Source organism: Psychrobacillus sp. NPDC096426 (genome assembly GCF_044762745.1).
GTDB lineage: Bacteria > Bacillota > Bacilli > Bacillales_A > Planococcaceae > Psychrobacillus.
In genome coordinates this window covers 1-20172 of the sequence record NZ_JBIWEX010000034.1, presented here as the reverse complement: position 1 = coordinate 20172, position 20172 = coordinate 1, and the positions used below count along the sequence as shown (strand labels likewise).

General features: G+C 36.5%; 20 protein-coding genes and 1 pseudogene. 20 read left to right on the top strand and 1 reads right to left on the bottom strand.

Going from position 1 to position 20172, the window contains the following annotated elements:
* Positions 1–98: 98 nt before the first annotated feature.
* The 20 genes from mprF to ACIQYS_RS20400 all read left to right on the top strand — a co-directional run bounded on the left by mprF (position 99) and on the right by ACIQYS_RS20400 (position 18332).
* Complete coding sequence (mprF, locus tag ACIQYS_RS20495; protein ID WP_402984266.1) at positions 99–2678, top strand: bifunctional lysylphosphatidylglycerol flippase/synthetase MprF; 2580 nt, start codon at positions 99–101, stop codon at positions 2676–2678.
* Between the two features lie 96 nt (positions 2679–2774).
* Positions 2775–3221: a YusW family protein gene (locus ACIQYS_RS20490; protein ID WP_402984263.1), complete on the top strand. Its 447-nt coding sequence runs from the start codon at positions 2775–2777 to the stop codon at positions 3219–3221.
* A gap of 144 nt (positions 3222–3365) precedes the next feature.
* Positions 3366–3593, top strand: coding sequence for a hypothetical protein (locus ACIQYS_RS20485; protein ID WP_402984261.1), 228 nt, complete (start codon positions 3366–3368; stop codon positions 3591–3593).
* Between the two features lie 249 nt (positions 3594–3842).
* Positions 3843–4190, top strand: coding sequence for a PadR family transcriptional regulator (locus ACIQYS_RS20480; protein ID WP_402984258.1), 348 nt, complete (start codon positions 3843–3845; stop codon positions 4188–4190).
* Positions 4177–5175 (top strand): HAAS signaling domain-containing protein, encoded by a 999-nt coding sequence (locus ACIQYS_RS20475; protein ID WP_402984255.1) that lies wholly within the window; start codon positions 4177–4179, stop codon positions 5173–5175. Before ACIQYS_RS20480 ends, ACIQYS_RS20475 begins: the two co-directional genes overlap by 14 nt.
* A gap of 133 nt (positions 5176–5308) precedes the next feature.
* A complete protein-coding gene (locus ACIQYS_RS20470) occupies positions 5309–5821 on the top strand; it encodes a general stress protein (protein WP_402984252.1) in 513 nt (170 codons plus the stop codon).
* A gap of 317 nt (positions 5822–6138) precedes the next feature.
* The gene (locus tag ACIQYS_RS20465) at positions 6139–7050 is read left to right on the top strand and encodes an exonuclease domain-containing protein (protein WP_402984249.1); all 912 of its coding nucleotides are present in this window, start codon (positions 6139–6141) and stop codon (positions 7048–7050) included.
* A gap of 116 nt (positions 7051–7166) precedes the next feature.
* A complete protein-coding gene (locus ACIQYS_RS20460) occupies positions 7167–8051 on the top strand; it encodes a LysR family transcriptional regulator (RefSeq protein WP_402984246.1) in 885 nt (294 codons plus the stop codon).
* A 197-nt stretch (positions 8052–8248) separates the two neighbouring features.
* A complete protein-coding gene (locus ACIQYS_RS20455; RefSeq protein WP_402984243.1) occupies positions 8249–9577 on the top strand; it encodes an LLM class flavin-dependent oxidoreductase in 1329 nt (442 codons plus the stop codon).
* Between the two features lie 122 nt (positions 9578–9699).
* Positions 9700–10452, top strand: a complete 753-nt coding sequence (locus ACIQYS_RS20450) for an amino acid ABC transporter ATP-binding protein (protein ID WP_402984240.1) — start codon at positions 9700–9702, stop codon at positions 10450–10452.
* Between the two features lie 31 nt (positions 10453–10483).
* Positions 10484–11491 (top strand): LLM class flavin-dependent oxidoreductase, encoded by a 1008-nt coding sequence (locus ACIQYS_RS20445; protein WP_402984238.1) that lies wholly within the window; start codon positions 10484–10486, stop codon positions 11489–11491.
* Between the two features lie 17 nt (positions 11492–11508).
* On the top strand, positions 11509–11772 hold the full coding sequence (locus ACIQYS_RS20440) for a glutaredoxin family protein (protein ID WP_402984235.1): 264 nt from the start codon (positions 11509–11511) through the stop codon (positions 11770–11772).
* A 48-nt stretch (positions 11773–11820) separates the two neighbouring features.
* Positions 11821–12627 carry a transporter substrate-binding domain-containing protein gene (locus ACIQYS_RS20435; protein WP_402984232.1) on the top strand — a complete coding sequence of 269 codons (807 nt, stop codon included), beginning with the start codon at positions 11821–11823 and terminating at the stop codon, positions 12625–12627.
* A 33-nt stretch (positions 12628–12660) separates the two neighbouring features.
* Entirely contained in the window at positions 12661–13365 is a 705-nt protein-coding gene (locus ACIQYS_RS20430; RefSeq protein ID WP_402984229.1) for an amino acid ABC transporter permease, read from the top strand.
* A 256-nt stretch (positions 13366–13621) separates the two neighbouring features.
* Positions 13622–14332, top strand: coding sequence for an amino acid ABC transporter permease (locus ACIQYS_RS20425; protein ID WP_402984226.1), 711 nt, complete (start codon positions 13622–13624; stop codon positions 14330–14332).
* Between the two features lie 35 nt (positions 14333–14367).
* Complete coding sequence (locus tag ACIQYS_RS20420; protein ID WP_402984223.1) at positions 14368–14886, top strand: GNAT family N-acetyltransferase; 519 nt, start codon at positions 14368–14370, stop codon at positions 14884–14886.
* Between the two features lie 23 nt (positions 14887–14909).
* On the top strand, positions 14910–15416 hold the full coding sequence (locus ACIQYS_RS20415) for a GNAT family N-acetyltransferase (RefSeq protein ID WP_402984220.1): 507 nt from the start codon (positions 14910–14912) through the stop codon (positions 15414–15416).
* A gap of 22 nt (positions 15417–15438) precedes the next feature.
* Positions 15439–16038 (top strand): nitroreductase family protein, encoded by a 600-nt coding sequence (locus ACIQYS_RS20410; RefSeq protein WP_402984217.1) that lies wholly within the window; start codon positions 15439–15441, stop codon positions 16036–16038.
* Positions 16039–16060: 22 nt separating this feature from the next.
* Positions 16061–16564 carry a flavin reductase family protein gene (locus tag ACIQYS_RS20405; protein ID WP_402984214.1) on the top strand — a complete coding sequence of 168 codons (504 nt, stop codon included), beginning with the start codon at positions 16061–16063 and terminating at the stop codon, positions 16562–16564.
* 82 nt (positions 16565–16646) lie between these two features.
* Entirely contained in the window at positions 16647–18332 is a 1686-nt protein-coding gene (locus tag ACIQYS_RS20400) for a methyl-accepting chemotaxis protein (protein WP_402984212.1), read from the top strand.
* A gap of 611 nt (positions 18333–18943) precedes the next feature.
* Here the strand turns inward: ACIQYS_RS20400 and argS are convergent.
* Positions 18944–20077, bottom strand: a pseudogene (argS, locus tag ACIQYS_RS20395) (arginine--tRNA ligase); the annotation flags it as partial.
* Positions 20078–20172 lie beyond the last annotated feature (95 nt).

Here is a 20172-nt window from a genome sequence, read left to right as displayed (position 1 = left end):
AATAAAAATTCTGCTTGGTTTTTCTTATGTCTTTATAAATGACAGAACAACGTTTACACTGGAGTAGAGGACATATAAATGTACTGGGGTGACAATCGTTGAGAAAATTTTGGGAAATGCCATGGTTTTCACGCCTTATTAAAATAGTCGTTCCACTTTTGATACTAATAGTGTTCTATTTTGAATCCAATCAAGCACTCAAAAACTTAGACTTTTCTCTATTAAAATCTAACTTTAGTGCATTAGCTTGGAGTCATCTTGTCATTATTATCTTTGCTGGTATTATTGCGGTACTGCCAATGATCTTATATGACATTGTTTTAAGGCGACATTTACAATTGAAGGTTTCGGTCAAAAATACAGTAATATACTCTTGGACTGCTAATACTCTATCTAATTTTATTGGTTTTGGTGGGGTAGCTGGGATGGTCATTCGTACTTTTTTTTATGGTCGATACGGGCATGAGAAAAAGGAACTTGTGAAAGGGATCGGATTAATTACGTTATTTTATTTATCTGGTATGTCGTTATTAAGTTGGCTCCCACTACTTGGGATTATTCAAACGCCTATTTTTAAGGAAGTTAAATGGATTCATATAGCATTAATAGGATTAGCATTATATTTACCAATCTTGATTGTAAGTGTAAAAAGGCAAAAGGCAGCTACCACTCCAAGTCTTATTAGTAGGAAGGATATTCTTTCTTTAGCGGTCATTTCTTTGTTAGAATGGTGTTTTGCTTTTGTATTGATTTATATAATTACCTATTTCCTAGGGGTTTCGGTCCCTATTTCTAGTTTGTTTGCGACGTTTATTGTTGCCTCCTTTGCAGGGATTATTAGTATGTTACCTGGAGGAATAGGTTCGTTTGATCTAATGTATTTGCTTGGTATGGAAGGCTTTGGAGTTCCTACTGAAACGACTTTATTAATTTTGCTTTTGTACCGAATCAGTTATTTTATAATTCCCGCTTTAATCGGAACCGTAACTCTACTGGTTTATTTTTGGGGAGATTTTAACCAAAAGCTAAATCGAATTCCAACTATTATTTTGCAAAATGTCAGCCATTGGATTGTTACTGTTTTTGTTTTATTAGCTGGGATTATTTTATTAGTGTCGGCTGCTATTCCAGCTGCATTAGAGCGGATAAAAATGGCAAATGAGATTTTGGCTCTTCCTGTGATGAATATGTCGCACGAATTTACGGTTGGCTTAGGCATTTCTCTCTTAATGTTAACAAGAGGGATACAATATCGAGTAAAGTGGGCATACACTTTAACGCTTGTGACATTAATAGTAGCTGCTATATTTTCGTTGTCCAAATGGTTTGACTACGAAGATGCGGTTTTTGTCCTTATTGTATTCGTAATACTCCTCTTGTCGAAAAAGCAATTTTATAGAGAAAATATTGTTCCTACTTGGGGCAAGTCACTAGTGGATATTATGGGGATTACGATTATATTAGGTTTTTTTATATTTATTGGGTACGTAAACTTGCCCTCCTCCCATATTACAATTCCTATGAAACTTCGACCGTATGTCATGACAGATTCAACCGATCTGTTAGTTAGCGCGGGAGTAGGTATTATTCTTGCAATATTGTATATGTCTATCGGTTATTTACTAGCGAAACCACGACACTTTCCTTTTGAAAAATCTGTAAATTATGAGCGTGAAATAAAAGAGCATCTTGAAAGATATGAAGGTACAGTATCATCCCATTTAATTTTCTTGCATGATAAATATATTTATTGGAATCACTCCAAAACAGTTATGCTCGCTTTCCAAAAGTATTCGGATAAGTTAATTGTTTTAGGTGATTTAGTTGGGGAGAAAAAAGATATTCTTCAAGCGATGGAAGAATTTCATGATCGTGCAAATGTATATGGATACACACCAGTTTACTATCAAGTGACTTCAAGGATGTTCCCGTATCTTCATGAAAATGGCTATGATTTTTTTAAGCTAGGTGAAGAGGCATTGGTAAATCTTCCTTCATTTGATTTAGTTGGTAAGAAAATGAAAAATCTGCGTGCCAATAAAAATAAACTAGAACGAGAAGGATATCGTTTTCAAGTAATTCAACCACCTCATTCAGATGAGTTTCTTGCAAAGTTAAAACCTATTTCTGACGACTGGCTGGAGGGACGGAAAGAAAAAGGATTTTCTTTAGGATGGTTTAATCCTTCTTATTTACAATCTGTTCCAATCGCTTTAGTGACTGATGAAGCAGCGCAAATCGTTGCCTTTTGTAATATAATTCCTGCTTACGACGGGGATAAAGTGGTCTCCGTAGATTTGATGCGTTATGGATCAAATGCACCAAATGCAACTATGGATTACATGTTTATTAAACTTTTTGAATGGTACAAAGAAGAAAACTATGAAACATTTAATCTTGGAATGGCACCTTTGGCAAATGTCGGTCTTTCCAAGTATTCATTTTTAACAGAAAAGATTGCATACCAAATCTTCTTATATGGCCATGCAGTTTATCATTTTAAAGGGCTGAAAATGTTCAAGGAAAAATACGCTGACGGGTGGGAGCCTAAATATTTGGCAATGCGGAAAAAAGCTTCTTTACCGATTGCAATGGCGCAAGTTTCTTTGCTTATTGCACGTTCAGGCCCTGTCAATCAAATCAGATGGAGAAACGTCCTTACAAAACTCTTTAAATAGGCTCTTTTTCTTTCTGATGGAGTCCAATTTGGTTATATTTCTCTCTTTTTGGCTATAGCTGTAATTAGGTCAAGAAGTTCATCAGAGAGGGGATTCATGATTGCAATGAAAAAGTATTTAATTTTCGGAAGTACATTATTGATGGCTACTCTACTACTAGGGGCTTGCGGAGACGCTAAAAAAGTAGAAGGCTCATCAACACCGGAAGAAGCGGAAACAGATCTTGGATTTACTTCTTTTGAGTTAGATGTAGATACAGCAGATCATAAAGAGGCAATTGAGGCATCTCTTGCAATGGAAGGATCGAAAATAGAAGCTGAATATGTGAACCGAATAGAGCCACAAAAATTAAAAGGCGATAAAGCATATGATGAACTGAAGCCAAAATTAAAAGGTCTCGGACTAACGAAAGAAATGAGTAAAGAAGAAGTGATTGAAAAAGTATCAAAAGCTTTTGAAGTGGAAGATTATACAAAGTTCGATTTAGTAGTAGAATATTCGGACGGCGAAGAAAAAGAATACAAAGATACGAAAAGTAAATAATGCAAAAGAAGTCGTGATTGAACTCACGACTTTTTTATGTTTCAAGAAGTTACAAATTGTGGATTAACTTTCGTAGAAGATGACTAATGTTTAACAATCTATAAATAGGATAAACAAATAAAAACAATCAAGGGAGAGATTCATATGACAAAGAAACCAAACGATGATCGTGAGAAACAAGATATTCCTGGTCGTATATTAGACAGCCCTGATTTGGTCAAGACAGAAAAAGAAAGCATCTTCGATATAGATGAAGAGATGAAAACAGTCGATCCGATTCCAGTAGAAGAATTGAATGAAAAAGTGAAAGACGAAGAAAATAAAGATGCAACGAAGTCGACATCGGCAAGTGAAAAGCGTTATCCCGGTTAAGCATCCACAGAGTCGTGAATAATTTCACGACTTTTTTTGTGTTTATTTCTTGTGTTGTTTGGAGAAGTGTCCGCCCAACACTTCATCATAGGAAAGATTAGAAAATAAAGGAGTGGATAACAAGATGCATTCAAAATGCATTTGTGGTCTTTCTATGTGTAAAAAATATTGCTTTAAATAAAATAATAGTGTATTATACACAGTATAAATATAGTGTACGACATATAGTATAAGAAAGTGAGGTGAAATATGAGTAAATTATTAAGTTCATTAATAACAGAATTGCGGAGAGGAACGTTGACACTTGCTGTTTTGAGCCAGCTTAGGACTCCTCAATACGGTTATTCTTTAGTTCAACTATTGGAGGAGTCCGGCGTCTCGATTGACCAAAGTACTTTATATCCTTTGCTTCGTCGTTTGGAAAAACAAGAACTTGTCAAAAGCAGTTGGGATACTACGGAAAGTAGACCGAGAAAATACTACGTATTAAGCGAATATGGAATAGAAATTTTGGAACAGCTGCAAGACGAATGGGAAAAAACGACAAGAGAACTTCAAACATTATTGAAAGGAGATGTGGAAAATGCATCTGATTGATATTTATATACAGGAAGTAACGCGCAGACTTCCTGTAAAGAGCCGGAAAGACATTGCACTAGAGCTAAGGTCAACTATTGAAGATATGCTCCCGGAAAATTACGCAGAGAATGAAGTGAAGGAAGCACTTGCAAGTCTAGGAAATCCAGCATTGCTTGCAAGTGGGTATTCAGATAGGCCAATGCATTTAATAGGTCCAAGATACTTTGATGTGTATGTGACATTATTGAAAATGATTATTCCACTTGTGGCAATTCTTACATTAATCGTCGTTATTACAGAGAATATTATTACTTATAATGGGGAGGAAGCTATACTTGGTACAATGCTTTCAGTTGTTGGGCATGGTATTTGGGGAATAATCAGCTCGTCGATTCAGACATTTTTCTGGATTACACTTGTCTTTGCTATTGTAGAGCGTACAGATGCTTCGAAAGAAAAATCACCGCTTACTCCGAACTGGAAAGAATGGACACCCGATGATTTGAAAAGTATACCGTACATTCGAAAAGAAAAGAAAATATCTAAAGCCGATATTTTTGGTAGCTTTTTCTGGATTGCAATCTTTGTAATCGTCTATTTCAATGCGTTTCGTTTAATTGGTGTATATGAAAAGGTAGAAGGGAAGCTCCAGTTTGTAATACCTACTTTCAATCAAGAGGTATTACATTCCTATTGGTTAATTGTTTTATTTATGCTACTCGTAGAAGTTGCTTTTGTTTTCAATAAATTGATTGCTGAGCAATGGACTACAAAAGTAGCTATTATGAATACTGTACGAACGGTCGTTTCTACAATCGTGATTATCATAATAATGAATGATAATAGTTTGATTAACATAGAGTTCTATAAGTATTTGGAGGATTTATTCCATTTCAATTTTGAGCTTCAAAGTCCTGTCAAATTGGGAGTTATTTTAATATGGCTCATATTTGCTGTGATGGATGTAGTGCAAGGATTTCGTAAAGCGAATATTAAAGGGTAAGAAGAGTAGCTTTTTGCAACTCTTCTTTTTTTTGTTTCTAATATTACAAGATTATTAAATAATTACTAGAGCGTTTATTTTGGGGCAAGTGCAGGGTATAACATAAACAAGACAAAAAATAGGAGGAAATACGATGAACATTGAATCAAATCGACGAATTGAAGTAGCTCGTTCAGAAGAAGAGATGTATGAAAAGTTGGAACTCCTGCAAGAACAAGGATATGCGGAAAGTGATATCCATGTAATATCGCAAGAAAATGCTCATTTATTTACATTAAATCGTCATTCCGAAGTATCTACTCATGAGGCGGGAACGTTTGTGGATAGATTTAAATCGTTTTTTACTGGTGAAGATGCCATAACAGAAGGTCTCCGTAAGCTGGGTTTATCTGCTGAAGAAACGGAACGCTATGCAGGGGAAGTTGCAAGAGGGGCAATCGTTCTATACACGGATGTATTAACGTATGCAGATGATCCGTCAATTGGTCGCTTCGATGAACCGCAAGATCGTTTTGAACGCGGCGAGACATTTGCGACCGATCCATATTTAGTTGGTGGAGAAAAGCGCATTTCTCCAGAACAATATGAAGAAAGAAGAGAAATAAAAGAGAAATTAAATGAACCACCAAAAAATAGACTATATTAACAGGGTAGTGGTAGTAACATCAACCCCTTGCAACCATGCAAGGGGTTTTAACTTGACTTCTGCTGAGTCAAGTTAAGCCTCCGGCGGATGTCACAGATTTTGAAGGGAGTAGTTAAGATAGGCATTCTAAGTTCACGACTTCGTGCTCCTGCGCAAAGCTCGTCGCAAAAGAACTTTTGTCGCAACGAATGCATGACCTACATCCTGTTGGCCGCTAATGCAATTCAAAATCTGGACGCAATTACGCCGAGGCGTAATTGATTAGCTAGAAATCTATGAGATAATATGTATATTCGAACAAAGCAAGGTGGGATAAGATGGACTTCGTGGCGATCGACTTTGAGACTGCAAATAGTGTACGTTCTAGTGTTTGCTCAATCGGCATAGTGAAAGTGAAAAATGGTATAATCCAAGAAGAAGTGCATACATTGATCAACCCATTAAGTGAATTTCATTATTATAATACGAAAATTCATGGAATTACGGAATATATGGTACATGACGCACCGACATTCGAAGAGTATTGGCCTAATTTTAAACAGTATATCGACAATCAAACGATCATTGCGCATAATGCAAGCTTCGATATCGGAGTGTTACGAGACTCTTTAAAAAGGATTCATGAACCGGAACCGAGCTTTCAATATGGATGCTCTTACCGAATTGCCAAGAAGGTATGGCCGAATTTGTACAATCATAAACTCTCAACTGTCGCAAATTATTTAAGTATAAGCTTGAGACACCATGATGCACTGGAAGATGCCCGAGCTTCCGCATTAATCGCGCTAGAAGCGATGAAAAAAACACAAACTAACTCTATTCAAGAGCTTTCTACTTTGCATAAGCTTAAATTAGGAAGCCCTGCCTCGGCAAATAAAAAACCGACTCGCTCAAGAAAGAGTTCCGGAGATGCATCTTTGCATTCGATTGTGGCAGAAAGTATTCCGCTTAATACAAAGCATCCATTTTACGGAGCAAATATTGTATTTACAGGAAAAATGGTGTCCATGACAAGACCAATAGCTGCACAATATGCATCCAATTGTGGTGCCTTTTGCAAGGGGCAAGTAGATGCTACAACGAACTTTCTAGTAGTAGGAGATAAAGATTTACATAAGTACGTACAAGGAATTAAAAGTACAAAAATGCGCAGAGTAGAAGCATTGATTGAACAAGGATACCCTATTGAAATTGTAGGAGAACAAGACTTTATAAGGTTAGTAAAATGAAAAAAGTAGTAGCTAAGTCGGAATATTTCGATTTAGCTACTTTTATTTTCTAAAACATACTTTACCACTAGGGATAATTTGATTATGATGATAGAAAAAGAAAAGAGGGATAGAAAATGAATATCGATCATTTGGAAGCGTTTATGTATGTCGTGCAGTTAAAAAGCATTCATAAAGCAGCGGATGCATTGTTTTTGTCCCAACCGACTGTGACTGCAAGAATTAAAACATTAGAAAGAGAATTGAATACTGAATTATTTACTCGCCATGGCAGGGGGCTTTTGCTTACGGAGCATGGGCGAGAATTTATACCTTATGCAGAACAAATTATTCAAACGTATAAAGAGGGAAAAAAAATAATGAAGGAAAGAGATGAACAAGAAGAAGTGGTTATTGGTGCTAATATCATTACTTCACAATATTTTATTCCTTTTTCGTTGCCATTGTGGAAACAAGCAAATCCGCAATTACGTTTTAAATTTATCTCAGCGCCAAATGATGTTTTAATTGAAAAGCTTTTGCAGAAACAAGTAGACATAGCTTTTATAAAGGACACGACTAATGATGGACTTCAAAAACAACAACTACTAGATAATTCCGTAAAACTAGTTGTTTATCCAAATCATCCTTTGCAATACGAAGAAAATATAACTGCTAATCGCTTGGCGGAAGAACCAATGGTATTTTTTGAGTGTGGAGCTTTTGACTGGAATCGAATTCATAAATTATTTGAAGTGGGGAAAGTGGAACCGAGAATTGAATTCCAAGTAGATCATTTAGAGGTAGCGAAATCTATTATTAAAAACCGTTGTGCGATTGGATTTTTACCTTATTTATGCATAAAAAATGAACTAGCAAGTGGAGAATTGATCGAAATTAATGTCGCACATTTAATTCAAATAAAGCAACATGTCTTTCTCACTTATGCAAATCAAGAAGTTACGAAGTGGCAATTGTGGGGAGATATAGCTCAATCCGTCGAGAGATTTCAAACTCATTGATAGACTTTCTCTATCAGTATTATAAATTTTTCTATCAATAAATGTATTGTAATTCACCTAGATAAAGTGTTAGCATAGGATTCAACACAAAATATATATTAATCATATCAGTTAACTAGGTTTAAATATTGCGCAAGCGCAATTCAAAATCTGGACGCAATTACGCCGAGGTGTAATTGATAAAAGGAGGAATTCAAATGACGAACAAAAGACAGATACGATTTGGTGCAATTATTCATGGAGTAGGCGGTAATATTTCTGGTTGGAGACATCCAGAAGTGAAAACAGATGCAAGTGTGAGTTTGGATTTTTATAAGCAACAAGCCCAAAAAGCAGAAAAAGGTAAATTTGACTTAGTTTTTATTGCAGATGGATTATTTATTAATGAAAAGTCGATTCCACATTTCTTAAATCGTTTCGAGCCTTTAACGATTTTATCGGCACTTGCTGCTGTAACTTCTCGTATTGGTTTAGTAGGCACGGTGTCTACTTCATACAGTGACCCTTTTACAGTTGCTCGTCAATTCGCATCGCTAGATCATATTAGCGGAGGGCGTGCAGGATGGAATTTGGTGACGACGCCTTTAGAAAGCACTGCACTTAATTTCAATAAAACAATTGAACAGCATCCGGATCATGCCACAAGATATAAGATTGCAGAAGAGTATTTAGAAGTAACAAGAGGTCTATGGGACTCTTGGGAAGATGATGCATTTGTAGGAGATAAAGAAAATGATGTGTTTTTCGATCCTTCGAAATTACATCATCTAAATCATAAAGGCGAGTATTTCTCTGTACAAGGACCATTAAATATTGGTCGTTCGAAACAAGGTCAGCCAGTAGTATTCCAAGCGGGATCTTCAGGGGCAGGAAAAACGATCGCAGCAAAAGGAGCCGATGCTATTTTTACAATGCATCCTACGCTTGAATCTGCAAAAAGTTTTTATGAAGATGTGAAACAACAGGCTACTGAATTTGGACGTAACCCAGATCAGTTAAATATTTTCCCAGGTATCTCGCCTATTATTGGTGATACGGAAGAAGAAGCGGAAAGAAAATACGAAGAGATTGCTAATTTAGTATCGATTGATCGAGCTTTAGCGTACTTAGGTCGTTACTTTGATCACCATGATTTCTCTCAATATCCAGTAGACGAAGCTTTTCCTGACTTAGGTGACATCGGAAAAAATAGCTTCCAAAGCCATACAGATCGTATAAAAAAAGAAGCAAAGGAGCAAAAGCTGACGCTTCGTCAAGTGGCATTAAGAGAAGCAACTCCACGTTCAGAGTTTATTGGAACTCCTGTAAAAATTGCAGATTTAGTACAAAAATGGTTTGAAGAGCGTGGTGCAGATGGTTTTATTATTGCAACGCAAGCGCCGCACACATTAGACGATTTTGTCGAAAAAGTTGTCCCAATCTTACAAAAACGTGGTTTATATCGTGAAGAGTATGAAGCAGACACTTTAAGAGGAAATTTAGGACTTCCGTTTTTGGAAAGTCGATATGTGAAACAGTTCGTGTAATACTGTTTGGCTATGTTAGTTTTAATTGTTGAATTTGGATACACTTATTTGATTGTAGTGGAAAGCGACCGCCTGGAGCGAAAATCAACAGGTTACAAATACTGATTCAGAAGAGGGATAAAATGATTTCTATTACTAATCTTCATAAAAAGTTCGGAAAAAATGAAGTTCTAAAAGGAATAGATATACAAGTTGATAAAGGTGACGTCATCTCAATATTAGGCCCAAGCGGCTCTGGAAAGACGACATTATTGCGTTGCCTTAACTATTTAGAACGACCAGATGAAGGAATTATCACGATAGACGATGTTACAATCGATTCAAAAAAAGTGCATAAAAAAGATATTTATCATTTACGAAGAAAATCGGCGATGGTATTTCAAAGTTACAATCTATTCCAACATAAAACAGTTTTACAAAATGTGATGGAAGGATTAGTAGTTGTTCAAAAAGTGAATGTGAAAGAAGCTCGTGGAATTGCACTTGAAATGTTGAAGAAAGTGGGCTTAGAGCAAAAGGTAGAGGCGTATCCTCTTCAGTTATCAGGTGGGCAGCAACAACGTGTGGGCATAGCGCGGGCATTAGCTTTGAATCCAGAAGTAATTCTTTTCGATGAGCCAACGTCAGCATTAGACCCGGAACTTGTTGGAGAAGTATTAGATGTAATTCGGAAAATTTCTCGGGAAGGTATCACAATGATCATTGTTACGCATGAGATGAATTTTGCACGAGAAGTATCTAATAGAGTCATTTTCATGGACGGTGGTGTAGTTGTCGAAGAAGGCGTTCCTCACGACATTTTTAGAACACCTAGAGAAGACCGTACAAAACAATTCTTGAAAAGAATGACACCTGAGCTAGAATATTCAATTTAAAAAAGAGGTATTTTGGAACGGAGGAAAGTGTATGAGTTATAAATTAGGGATATTAGATCAAAGTCCAGTCGTTGAAGGTGTATCTAACTATGATGCTTTGCAAAAAACAGTAGATTTAGCTCAGAAAGCAGAGGTGTGGGGATATGAACGATTTTGGGTATCAGAACACCATAACTCAGATACAGTTGCGGGTTCATCACCGGAAGTTTTAGTTTCCTATTTGTTAGCGAAAACAAAAACTATTCGAGTTGGTTCTGGTGGAGTTATGCTACAGCATTACAGTCCATACAAAGTAGCGGAAAACTTTCACGTGCTATCCACACTTGAACCTGGAAGAGTAGATTTAGGAATTGGGAAAGCTCCTGGTGGATTGCCTCTTTCCACAAAGGCATTGCAATATGGAACATTGAATACAGGGGAGGACTTTGAAGCACGATTAGCTTTCTTGCAACAGCTTATACATGCTAATGTTTCCGAAACACATGAATTTGCTAGTATTCAAGCAACTCCGATACCTCCTGTAAAACCTGAAACATATTTATTAGGAGCAAGTAAGAATAGTGCGAAGCTTGCGGCAGAGCTAAAAGTTTCATTTGCTTTTGCAAGATTTATAAATACGGACAACGCAATCTTGAAAGAAGCTTCAACTACGTTTCGTACAATTTATCCAGAAGGTAAATTTATCGTTTCTGTTGTAGTAATAACGGCGTCTACCGAATTAGAGGCAAAAGAACTTGCGGGCGACCAAAAAATAATAAAAGTACATTTAGCAAGTGGTCGTACATTATCATTACAAACCGTAGAACAAGCGGAAAAATTCGGAAAAGAGTCCGGCGAAGCATACGAAGTGAAACAATATGATGCAGATATCATTTATGGAACTCCCGAGCAAGTAAAGGCGGCTTTGGACGATTTACATGAAGCGTATGGAGTAGATGAATTTATCTTACATACACCAATTCCAAATCCAGAACAAAGACTTCGCTCTTTTGAATTATTAAGTCCGAAAAGTCTATGGAAAGAAGTAGTTCATTCATAAAATTGGAGGAGAAAAACATGGCACAAAATCTATCAGTTGTTGTATGGTCCAAAGAAGGATGTAGTTATTGCAATGAAGTGAAGGAATATTTAACTGAGCAAAATATTGCTTATAAAACAGTAGATGTTACGAATCACGATGAATTCCGCGATATTTTAGAAATGAAATATGGCGTTCGCCACGTACCGGTTGTTGAAATTGGTGAAGGAACTGTTTATAGAGGAGTAACAGAGGTTGGATTAGAGTATTTAAAAGCGGCTCTAGAACCAGCTAATGTATAATTTTTTTGACTTAATACCAACTAAACAAATACGAAAAGAGGAAAATAATTGAAAAAAGCCTTAACAATTTTATTAGTAGTAGCGGTAGCACTACTAGGTGCATGTTCTTCAAATGAAGCGAGTTCAAAAACATCGGAAGACAACTCAAATGTACAAAAGATCATCGTAGGTACTGGTACACAATTTCCTAATATTTGTTTTTTAGATGAGGATGGTAATCTAACTGGTTACGATGTGGAATTAGTACGTGCAATCGATGAAAAATTAGAAGAATATGAATTTGAATTCAAAACGATGGATTTTTCTAACTTATTGCTGAGCTTAGAAACAAACAAAATTGATTTTATCGCACATCAAATGGAAGTAAACGAAGAACGCCAAGAGAAGTTCTTGTTTAATGAAGTGCCGTATAATGTTTTCCCGTTAAAAGTAACGGTTCATCAAGACAATGAAAGCATACAATCTATCGATGATTTAGCAGGAAAAAAAATAGCTACTACAGCTACGAGTAACTCAGCTGTATATATTGAGAAATATAACAAAGAAAACAATCTTGGTGCAGAAATTATCTATACTTCTGGTTCATCAGATATTATTAATCAACTTCGCACAGGTCGTGTGGATGCAACAATCTCAACGCCATTTGCTGTGGATTTTCTTAACGAACAATCAGACGCACAACAAAAAGTTGTAGGTGATACTTTACTCAATTCCAAAGTTTACTTCTTACTTCAAAAAGGGAACACAACGCTTCAAAAGCGTATTGACGAAGCATTAACTGAATTGAAAGAAGAGGGAAAAGTAAGTGCATTAAGCAAAGAATGGCTTGGAGCGGATTATTCAGTTGAATTCTAATCCTTATCCCGCAGAAGGAAGGGAGTGGAACAAATGGGAAAAGTATTTGATCCTTTATTAATTTTTGAGTTTATTCCAACATTAGTGAAATATCTCGGTGTAACGCTAGAAATTTTAATTGCATCTATCATTCTAGGAACGATAATCGGTTTAGCAGCAGCTATACCAAAGTTGTTCCATATTCCAATATTAAAACAAATAGTGACGCTCTATATATCGTTTATAAGAGGAACTCCAATAATCATTCAATTATTCTTAGTGTTTTATGGACTACCTGCTGTTTTAATGCTCGTAAATATTGATATTACTAGAATGGATGCATTATTCTTTGTCATTATCACGTATTCATTAAGTAATGGTACTATATTCGCAGAAATTTTCCGAGGGGCGATTTCCGCGGTAGAATTCGGGCAAACGGAAGCGGCTTATACTATTGGGATGACTCCTTTTCAAAACTTTACTCGCATCATATTCCCGCAAGCGATTCGAGTGGCATTTCCGAATATCGCTAATACGGTCATTGGATCATTGAAAGATACTTCATTAGCTTTTACGATTGGAATAATGGATATGATGGGGCGAGGGGAAACGATAATCGCTGCAACTGCACATGCTTTAGAAGTTTACATTGCACTATCTGTCATTTATTACGCGGTTGTATTAATACTAGAAAAAGGATTTAAAGTATTTGAAAAATATACAAACCGTTATCAGGGAACAGATGCTTCAGTTGCTTGATAAATAAATTACGCCTCGGCATAATTGCGTCCAAATTTTGAATTGCGCTTAGTCCTGCGTGATGCAGGTCAGTTAGCTGTTGTCGCATGGATGCGACGATTTTAGGCTAACATCATTCTAATACTCCTTTCAAAATTTGTGGCATCCGCCGGAGCAGGGAGTTTAGACTCCCTTTAATTTAATGCATCTTGGATTTATTCTACTACTTATAGAAGTGAGGTACTTCTGATGAATCAAGTGAAAGGAGCATATAACCATGGTAATTGATATTCCATTTATTTGGGTGGCGTTTAAAGAAATTGCAAAAGCAATTCCACTAACATTAATGCTAGCCATTATTCCAGTAGTCATCGGTTTCTTAATAGGTTTAGTAGTTACGTTAATACGGGAGTATAAAGTGAAGGGATTATATTCGATTGCCAATGGCTATGTATCTTTTTTCCGAGGTACACCAGCGATTATGCACATTATGCTTATTTATTTTGGTATTCCGATGATGCTAGATAGTGTTATAAACTCTTTCAATCTTCCGTTTGAAACAAACAAAATACCAATTGTCTTATATGTGCTATTCGCACTATCCCTTACAGCAGGTGCGTATTTATCTGAAATTATTCGCTCTGGTATTTCAAGTGTTGCAAAAGGTCAAATGGAAGCTGCTTATTCTATAGGCATGAGCACTCTTCAAGCTATGGGACGGATTTTACTGCCGCAAGCTTTAGCAAAGTCTATTCCTAATTTCACAAATCTTTCAGTTGGTTTTTTACACACCACTTCCATTGCTTTTCTCGTATCTCAAAAAGAATTAACTGGCACAGCTAATATAGTGGCATCATCTAATTTAAAGTTTTTAGAATCATTTATAGCTGCTGGATTAATCTATTGGGGAATCTCGATCATTATGGAGGGTGTTTATTATTTAATTGAAAAGAAAGTACAGCAATATAGTAAGGGCGGAGTAGCTTAGTATATGATAGAGATTGAACAGATGGAGGTTTTGCTATGACAAGTGTGCTTACAATAGATACATTAAAGGAAAATGATAAAGTGGCTGTTGGCCGATTACTAGTAGAAAGTTATGCGCAATACCAGGATTCGTATGCAAACCTACAAGATTGGTTGGATTATGCTTCTGATTTGGCTTCTTCTGTAAATAATCCCCAAGTAGAAAAATTTTTAGTTGCTAAAGATGGAGAAGATGTTTTGGGGACGCTACAATTATTCACAAATTCAGAAATGGCATATAACAGACCAGAATTGGAAATTTACTCTCCAATTATTCGGATGCTTGCAGTAAGTCCAGCTGCTAGAGGGAAAGGTATTGCACAAGCACTGATTAGAGAAAGTATCGCCTATGCACATGCAGTAGGCGCTGATCACATCTATTTACATACAAGTGATAAAATGTCCAAAGCAATCCGCTTATATGAATATTTAGGTTTTAAACGTGACACATCGAAAGAGTTTAATAAATTGAATTTCCTAGTAAAATGCTATCGGTTGGATATTCAAAGTTTTTGAGTCTCATTTTTAGGAGGAATAGTATGGCGAGTATAATTACAATCGATACATTGAGAGAGGCTGACAAAGAAGCTGTAGCGGAATTGTTAGTAGAAAGTTACGGACAATATGAAAGTGATTTTAGTACAGAGACTTGGCAAGAGTATTTGGATAGTATTAAACATTCACTAGATAATCCAGCGATAGATAGAGTATTAGTAGCAAAAAGTGAAGGGAAATTGTTAGGGACGTTACAATTATTCACGAACTCAGAAGCTGCTTATCAAAATTCGGAGATCGGCATAGTGGATCCGATTGTGAGATTGCTTGCAGTGAGTCCAAATGCAAGAGGAAAAGGAATTGCGAAGGCATTGTTAAAGGAAAGTGCGAGCTACGCAAAAGAAAAAGGGGCTAGCTTTTTATATTTACATTCAGGTGCGAACATGACTCAAGCGATCCGATTGTATGAACATCTTGGTTTTAAGCGTGATGAATCAAAAGACTTTCATAACGTAGATGTGCATGTGAAATGCTTCCGACTAGAATTATGAAGAATGAAAGGGCGAATTCCAAATGACCAAAAGTTTTTATTCAGCCGTCCAAAGTAGGCGCTCTATTTATAGCATTAATGATGAAAAGATTATATCCGATGAAAGAATACAAGATATAGTAAATTTAGTTGTAAAACACACACCTACTGCATTCAATTCGCAAACAGGGCGAGTTGTTGTGCTATTAGGTGATCAGCATAAAAAGTTTTGGAAACTAGCATTTGAATCAGTGAAACAAGGACTTGTAGAAGAAAAGATTACTTCTACACAAAGTCGATTTGAAGGTTTTGCTAGTGGTTATGGTACGGTGTTGTTTTTTGAAGATTATTCTGTTGTGGAATCATTTCAAGAGAAATTTGCAAGCGTGGAACATTATTTTCCTGTTTGGTCTCATCAAGCGTCCGGCATGTTACAGTATTTGGTTTGGACGGCACTTGAACAAGAAGGTTTTGGGGCGAGCTTGCAACACTTCTATCCAGAACTTTCAAAAGAAGTGAAAGAATCTTGGGGTATCCAAGAAAAATGGGAACTTATTGCCCAGCTGCCATTTGGTAACCCTATTGCATCCCCTAAGAATAAGTTAATAGAGCCAGTGGAACATCGTGTTGTGATTGTAAAGTAACCAAGAATGGGAGTGTACTTTAATGGTAAGCGTAAATGTAAGTACTGCACAAGATGAATTCAAAAAAGCGTTAGGAAATTATCCAACGGGTGTAACAGTTGTGACAACTTTTGATGATGCCAATAATCCAGTAGGATTAACGGTCAATTCGTTTGCTTCTGTTTCTTTAGATCCTTTACTCATATTATGGTCTATTGATAAAAAGTCGGGTTCCTATCCTGCCTTTATAGAGGCGGAAAAATTTGCAGTAAATATTTTGGCGGATGATCAAGCGGATATTTGTAGTTTATTTGCTTCTAAAGTAGAGGATCGTTTTAGCCAGTGTAAATGGGAAGAGTCAGCAAGACAATTACCTGTGTTGTCTGGTTCACTTGCTCAATTAGAATGCAAAACTGCGAAGCAAATTGATGCTGGAGACCATATTATTTTCATTGGAGAAGTTATCCATATTCATAATGAAGATAAAAATCCATTGCTTTATCATAAAAGAAATTTCGGGGCGATACCTGAAAATTTTTATAAATAATTATTGTTTGAATTCAAGGCATGTACTATTTTTCTCTGTTATACTGTAGAATGAAAAATTTCTAATAGTAAAGGAGAAAGATATGCGAATTAAAACAAGGCTGATTCTTGTTACTTCCATTTTAGTCATATCTATCGTTGTCGTTGGTGGGTTTGCAACGTGGAGTTTATCTCATACAGTAGCAAAAAATAACGAATTAAATACGCTGATGGAAATGCAAAAAATAGCGAAACAAATCCAATACCGCCTTGCTGGTCTTTCTAATGATGAGCGTGCGCTTCTCCTCACGGGCGACGATACATATGCGAAGCAAATGGAAGAAAAGTCTAAAAATATTCAAGAACAATTAGATAAATTGATTGCTCTCTCGAATACGTCTTCCACTAAGGAAACGATGGACAATATTAAAGCCGATTACGAGCAGTTTTGGGAACAAAGCCAACTAGTCATTCAAAACAATGCGATAAATCGAACGAAGTCAGAAGAAATTCATTTTGGGGAAGAACGTAGAATTCGGAAAGAAGTATTAGATCCATCCTTTGAAGCATTCATCGAACAGCTAGATAGTAAAACAGCAGAATTAGGGGAAAGTTTGAAATCTCAATCTACATTAAGCCAAGCGGTTTTAGTCGGAATTTCCTTAGTGTCAGTAATATTTGGCATCGTATTGAGTGTAATTCTATTGAAAGCTATATTAGTTCCTCTACGTCAATTAAAGGAACAGATGAATGAAATTGCTTGTGGAGATGGGGATTTAACGAAAGCTCTCCACGTGAAAAACAAAGATGAGCTAGGTGAAGTAGCAACTTCGTTTAACCAGTTTCTTACTTCCTTAAAAGAAATGATTCAGCAAATTAGTTTTTCTTCTGCACAGGCTGCTTCGTCGGCGGAAGAATTTTCAGCTAGTGCAGATGAATCGAAACGAACATCCAATCAAATTGCAGAAAATGTCCAAAATGTTTCCATAAGCATGGGTGATCAAACAAAGATATTGAATGAAAGTTCTATTGCTGTCGAGCAATCATTGCAAATGCTGCAAAGTATGACACTTAATACGGCGGAAGTATCTGAAGAAACAAATGAAGTTAGTATACAAGCTGATAGTGGCGAGAAGTCCGTGAGAGAGATAGTGACCTCCATGGAAGTCATTCATCAATCTGTAAGTGCAACCGACGAAAATATTAACTCTTTGGCAGAAGACGCTATTAAGATCGGGGAAATTACAACAATTATTAACGAAATTTCAGATCAGACGAATTTACTCGCTTTAAATGCTGCAATTGAAGCGGCTAGAGCGGGTGAGCATGGAAAAGGGTTTGCGGTTGTTGCGGAGGAAGTACGAAAATTAGCGGAACAATCGAGTAAATCAGCCAATCAGATTAGAGCATTGATCACCAGCATCCAAAATACTACAAATGATACGGTTAGTACAATTGAACAAGTTAAAACAAATGTGAATAATGGAATCCAATTGACATCTGTTACTTCCGTTCAATTTCAGGAAATTATTCAATCTATTTCGCAGGTGTCCGGAAAAGTACAAGAAATTGCAGCGGTAACCGAACAACTGACTACGGACTTTACGACGGTTGCGCAAAGATATGGAGAAGTTTCAGGACTATTCAAAGAGAGTGCTGAAGGTACACATGAAATAGCAGCGGCTACAGAGGAACAGTTAGCATCGATGGAAGAAATTCAAATGGCTGCAGGTTCGTTAACGGCGATATCTGATAGATTAAACGAAATGGTGCGGCAATTTAAAATTTAACTAAGAACATCCCGCCGATTGGAGACATAGGCGGGATGTTTTTTGTTTGAATTATGTTTTTCTATTAATCTGCGGAAAGTTTTTTAATAGTAATTACCGCGTTGACACTTGTTTGTGTGCCACCTGCATTTACTAACAAGTCGAGGTGGCTAAGTATGGATGTATGATTTCTAAGCGTTAACTCGGTATTGTTCTCTAATTGAAGGATTTGAATACCAAGATCCTGTGCGTTTCCGTCATCTGCACCAAAGGTAGTATTAGTTGCTTCTATACCGTTAGCAAATAGGGTTAGCTGATTGGGTTGTTTTCCAGTAACGTGATGGATGAACTCGTAAATCCCACTATATTTAATCGTTATTTTAGACGCTGTTTACCAATGTTGAAAATGTATGCAAATTCAGCAATTCCACCAACTGGTCCAGCGACACCTGAAGGCCCTTGGACCCCAGGTGGACCTTCAAAGCCCATTGGACCTCTTCTGCCTCTATTAGTATGAACCTTGCCCGTTTACTACATGGCTCCTTATTATCCAATTAATTTCACCTTTCTATTGATTAACGTATTTATAAAAGGAGGGGAGAATTGGACTTTCGACAGTAGTTCCTGGGTATTTACATTTCTACAGGTGCTTTAATACCAAGTAATTTTAATGATTCTTCTAATACAATGACAACAGATTGAACGAGTGCAAGTCGATAAGACAAATAATTGGAATCCTTCACTATTTGCACATTACCGTAAAAAGAATTGAATGTTTGCGCTAACTGCACTGCATATTTTGCTAGTAAAGATGGATCGTATTCGACTGTTGCCCGTTGAATAACCGATGGAAACTGCTCGAGCGATTTAATAACTTCCCATTCATAATCATTTACTTCAGTAATTATAAAAGTGTTTTGTGCAGATGCTTTTCGTAAAACGGAACATGCTCTTGCAAAAGTGTATTGTACATAAGGACCGGTTTCACCTTCTGTTTGTAGCATTTTCTTTAAGTCAAATTCGATATCATGCTTTCGGTGTTGTTTTAAATCACTAAAGATAACAGCGCCGACACCTACTTCTTTTGCCACTTCTTTTTTATTGACTAATCGAGGGTTTTTTTCTTCGATTGTCTCCTCAGCTAACTGAATTGCTTCACGCAACACTTCTTCTAGTAAAACAATTTTCCCTTTACGAGTCGATAACTTTTTCCCATCTTTTAAGATTAAGCCAAAAGGGATATGATGAAAAGCATCTGACCATTCATAGCCCATTTTATTTAATACGATCTTTAACTGCGCGAAGTGAAGGCTTTGTTCATTTCCCACTACATACAAAGATTTTACAAAATCATATGTTTGTTTCCGATGAATGGCAGCTGTAATGTCTCTCGTCGCATACAAAGTTGCACCATCGGATTTTTTTATGAGACAAGGAGGTAATTGTTCACCAACGTCTACTACCAGTGCGCCATCAGATTCCATTAATAAATTCTTTTGTTGTAGTTCCTCTACAACAGGATCCATTTTGTCGTTATAATAAGCTTCCCCTTGGAAAGAATCAAAGGATACTCCAAGTAAATTATATATTTTTTGAAATTCATTAAGTGATTCGTTCCGAAACCTTTCCCAAAGTGCTAATGCTTCTGTATCACCATCTTCTAACGATTTAAATGCAGCTCTTCCTTTATCATTTAAGGAATCATCTACTTTAGCTTCTTCGTGAAAGCGAACATAAAGGGCTAGCAGCGTTTCAATAGGAGCTTCTGGACTAACCTAAAATAGTGAGACAATATAAAACACCTTCGGTAATGGTACACTTAAAACAAGTACTTAAATCGGAGGTGTTTTTGCATGGGCAA

Bases quoted from the DNA above. Each gene is read 5' to 3' on its own strand.
- ACIQYS_RS20490 (WP_402984263.1), top strand. From the start codon at position 2,775: ATGATTGCAATGAAAAAGTATTTAATTTTCGGAAGTACATTATTGATG.
- ACIQYS_RS20485 (WP_402984261.1), top strand. From the start codon at position 3,366: ATGACAAAGAAACCAAACGATGATCGTGAGAAACAAGATATTCCTGGT.
- ACIQYS_RS20480 (WP_402984258.1), top strand. From the start codon at position 3,843: ATGAGTAAATTATTAAGTTCATTAATAACAGAATTGCGGAGAGGAACG.
- ACIQYS_RS20475 (WP_402984255.1), top strand. From the start codon at position 4,177: ATGCATCTGATTGATATTTATATACAGGAAGTAACGCGCAGACTTCCT.
- ACIQYS_RS20470 (WP_402984252.1), top strand. From the start codon at position 5,309: ATGAACATTGAATCAAATCGACGAATTGAAGTAGCTCGTTCAGAAGAA.
- ACIQYS_RS20465 (WP_402984249.1), top strand. From the start codon at position 6,139: ATGGACTTCGTGGCGATCGACTTTGAGACTGCAAATAGTGTACGTTCT.
- ACIQYS_RS20460 (WP_402984246.1), top strand. From the start codon at position 7,167: ATGAATATCGATCATTTGGAAGCGTTTATGTATGTCGTGCAGTTAAAA.
- ACIQYS_RS20455 (WP_402984243.1), top strand. From the start codon at position 8,249: ATGACGAACAAAAGACAGATACGATTTGGTGCAATTATTCATGGAGTA.
- ACIQYS_RS20450 (WP_402984240.1), top strand. From the start codon at position 9,700: ATGATTTCTATTACTAATCTTCATAAAAAGTTCGGAAAAAATGAAGTT.
- ACIQYS_RS20445 (WP_402984238.1), top strand. From the start codon at position 10,484: ATGAGTTATAAATTAGGGATATTAGATCAAAGTCCAGTCGTTGAAGGT.
- ACIQYS_RS20440 (WP_402984235.1), top strand. From the start codon at position 11,509: ATGGCACAAAATCTATCAGTTGTTGTATGGTCCAAAGAAGGATGTAGT.
- ACIQYS_RS20430 (WP_402984229.1), top strand. From the start codon at position 12,661: ATGGGAAAAGTATTTGATCCTTTATTAATTTTTGAGTTTATTCCAACA.
- ACIQYS_RS20425 (WP_402984226.1), top strand. From the start codon at position 13,622: ATGGTAATTGATATTCCATTTATTTGGGTGGCGTTTAAAGAAATTGCA.
- ACIQYS_RS20420 (WP_402984223.1), top strand. From the start codon at position 14,368: ATGACAAGTGTGCTTACAATAGATACATTAAAGGAAAATGATAAAGTG.
- ACIQYS_RS20415 (WP_402984220.1), top strand. From the start codon at position 14,910: ATGGCGAGTATAATTACAATCGATACATTGAGAGAGGCTGACAAAGAA.
- ACIQYS_RS20410 (WP_402984217.1), top strand. From the start codon at position 15,439: ATGACCAAAAGTTTTTATTCAGCCGTCCAAAGTAGGCGCTCTATTTAT.
- ACIQYS_RS20405 (WP_402984214.1), top strand. From the start codon at position 16,061: ATGGTAAGCGTAAATGTAAGTACTGCACAAGATGAATTCAAAAAAGCG.
- ACIQYS_RS20400 (WP_402984212.1), top strand. From the start codon at position 16,647: ATGCGAATTAAAACAAGGCTGATTCTTGTTACTTCCATTTTAGTCATA.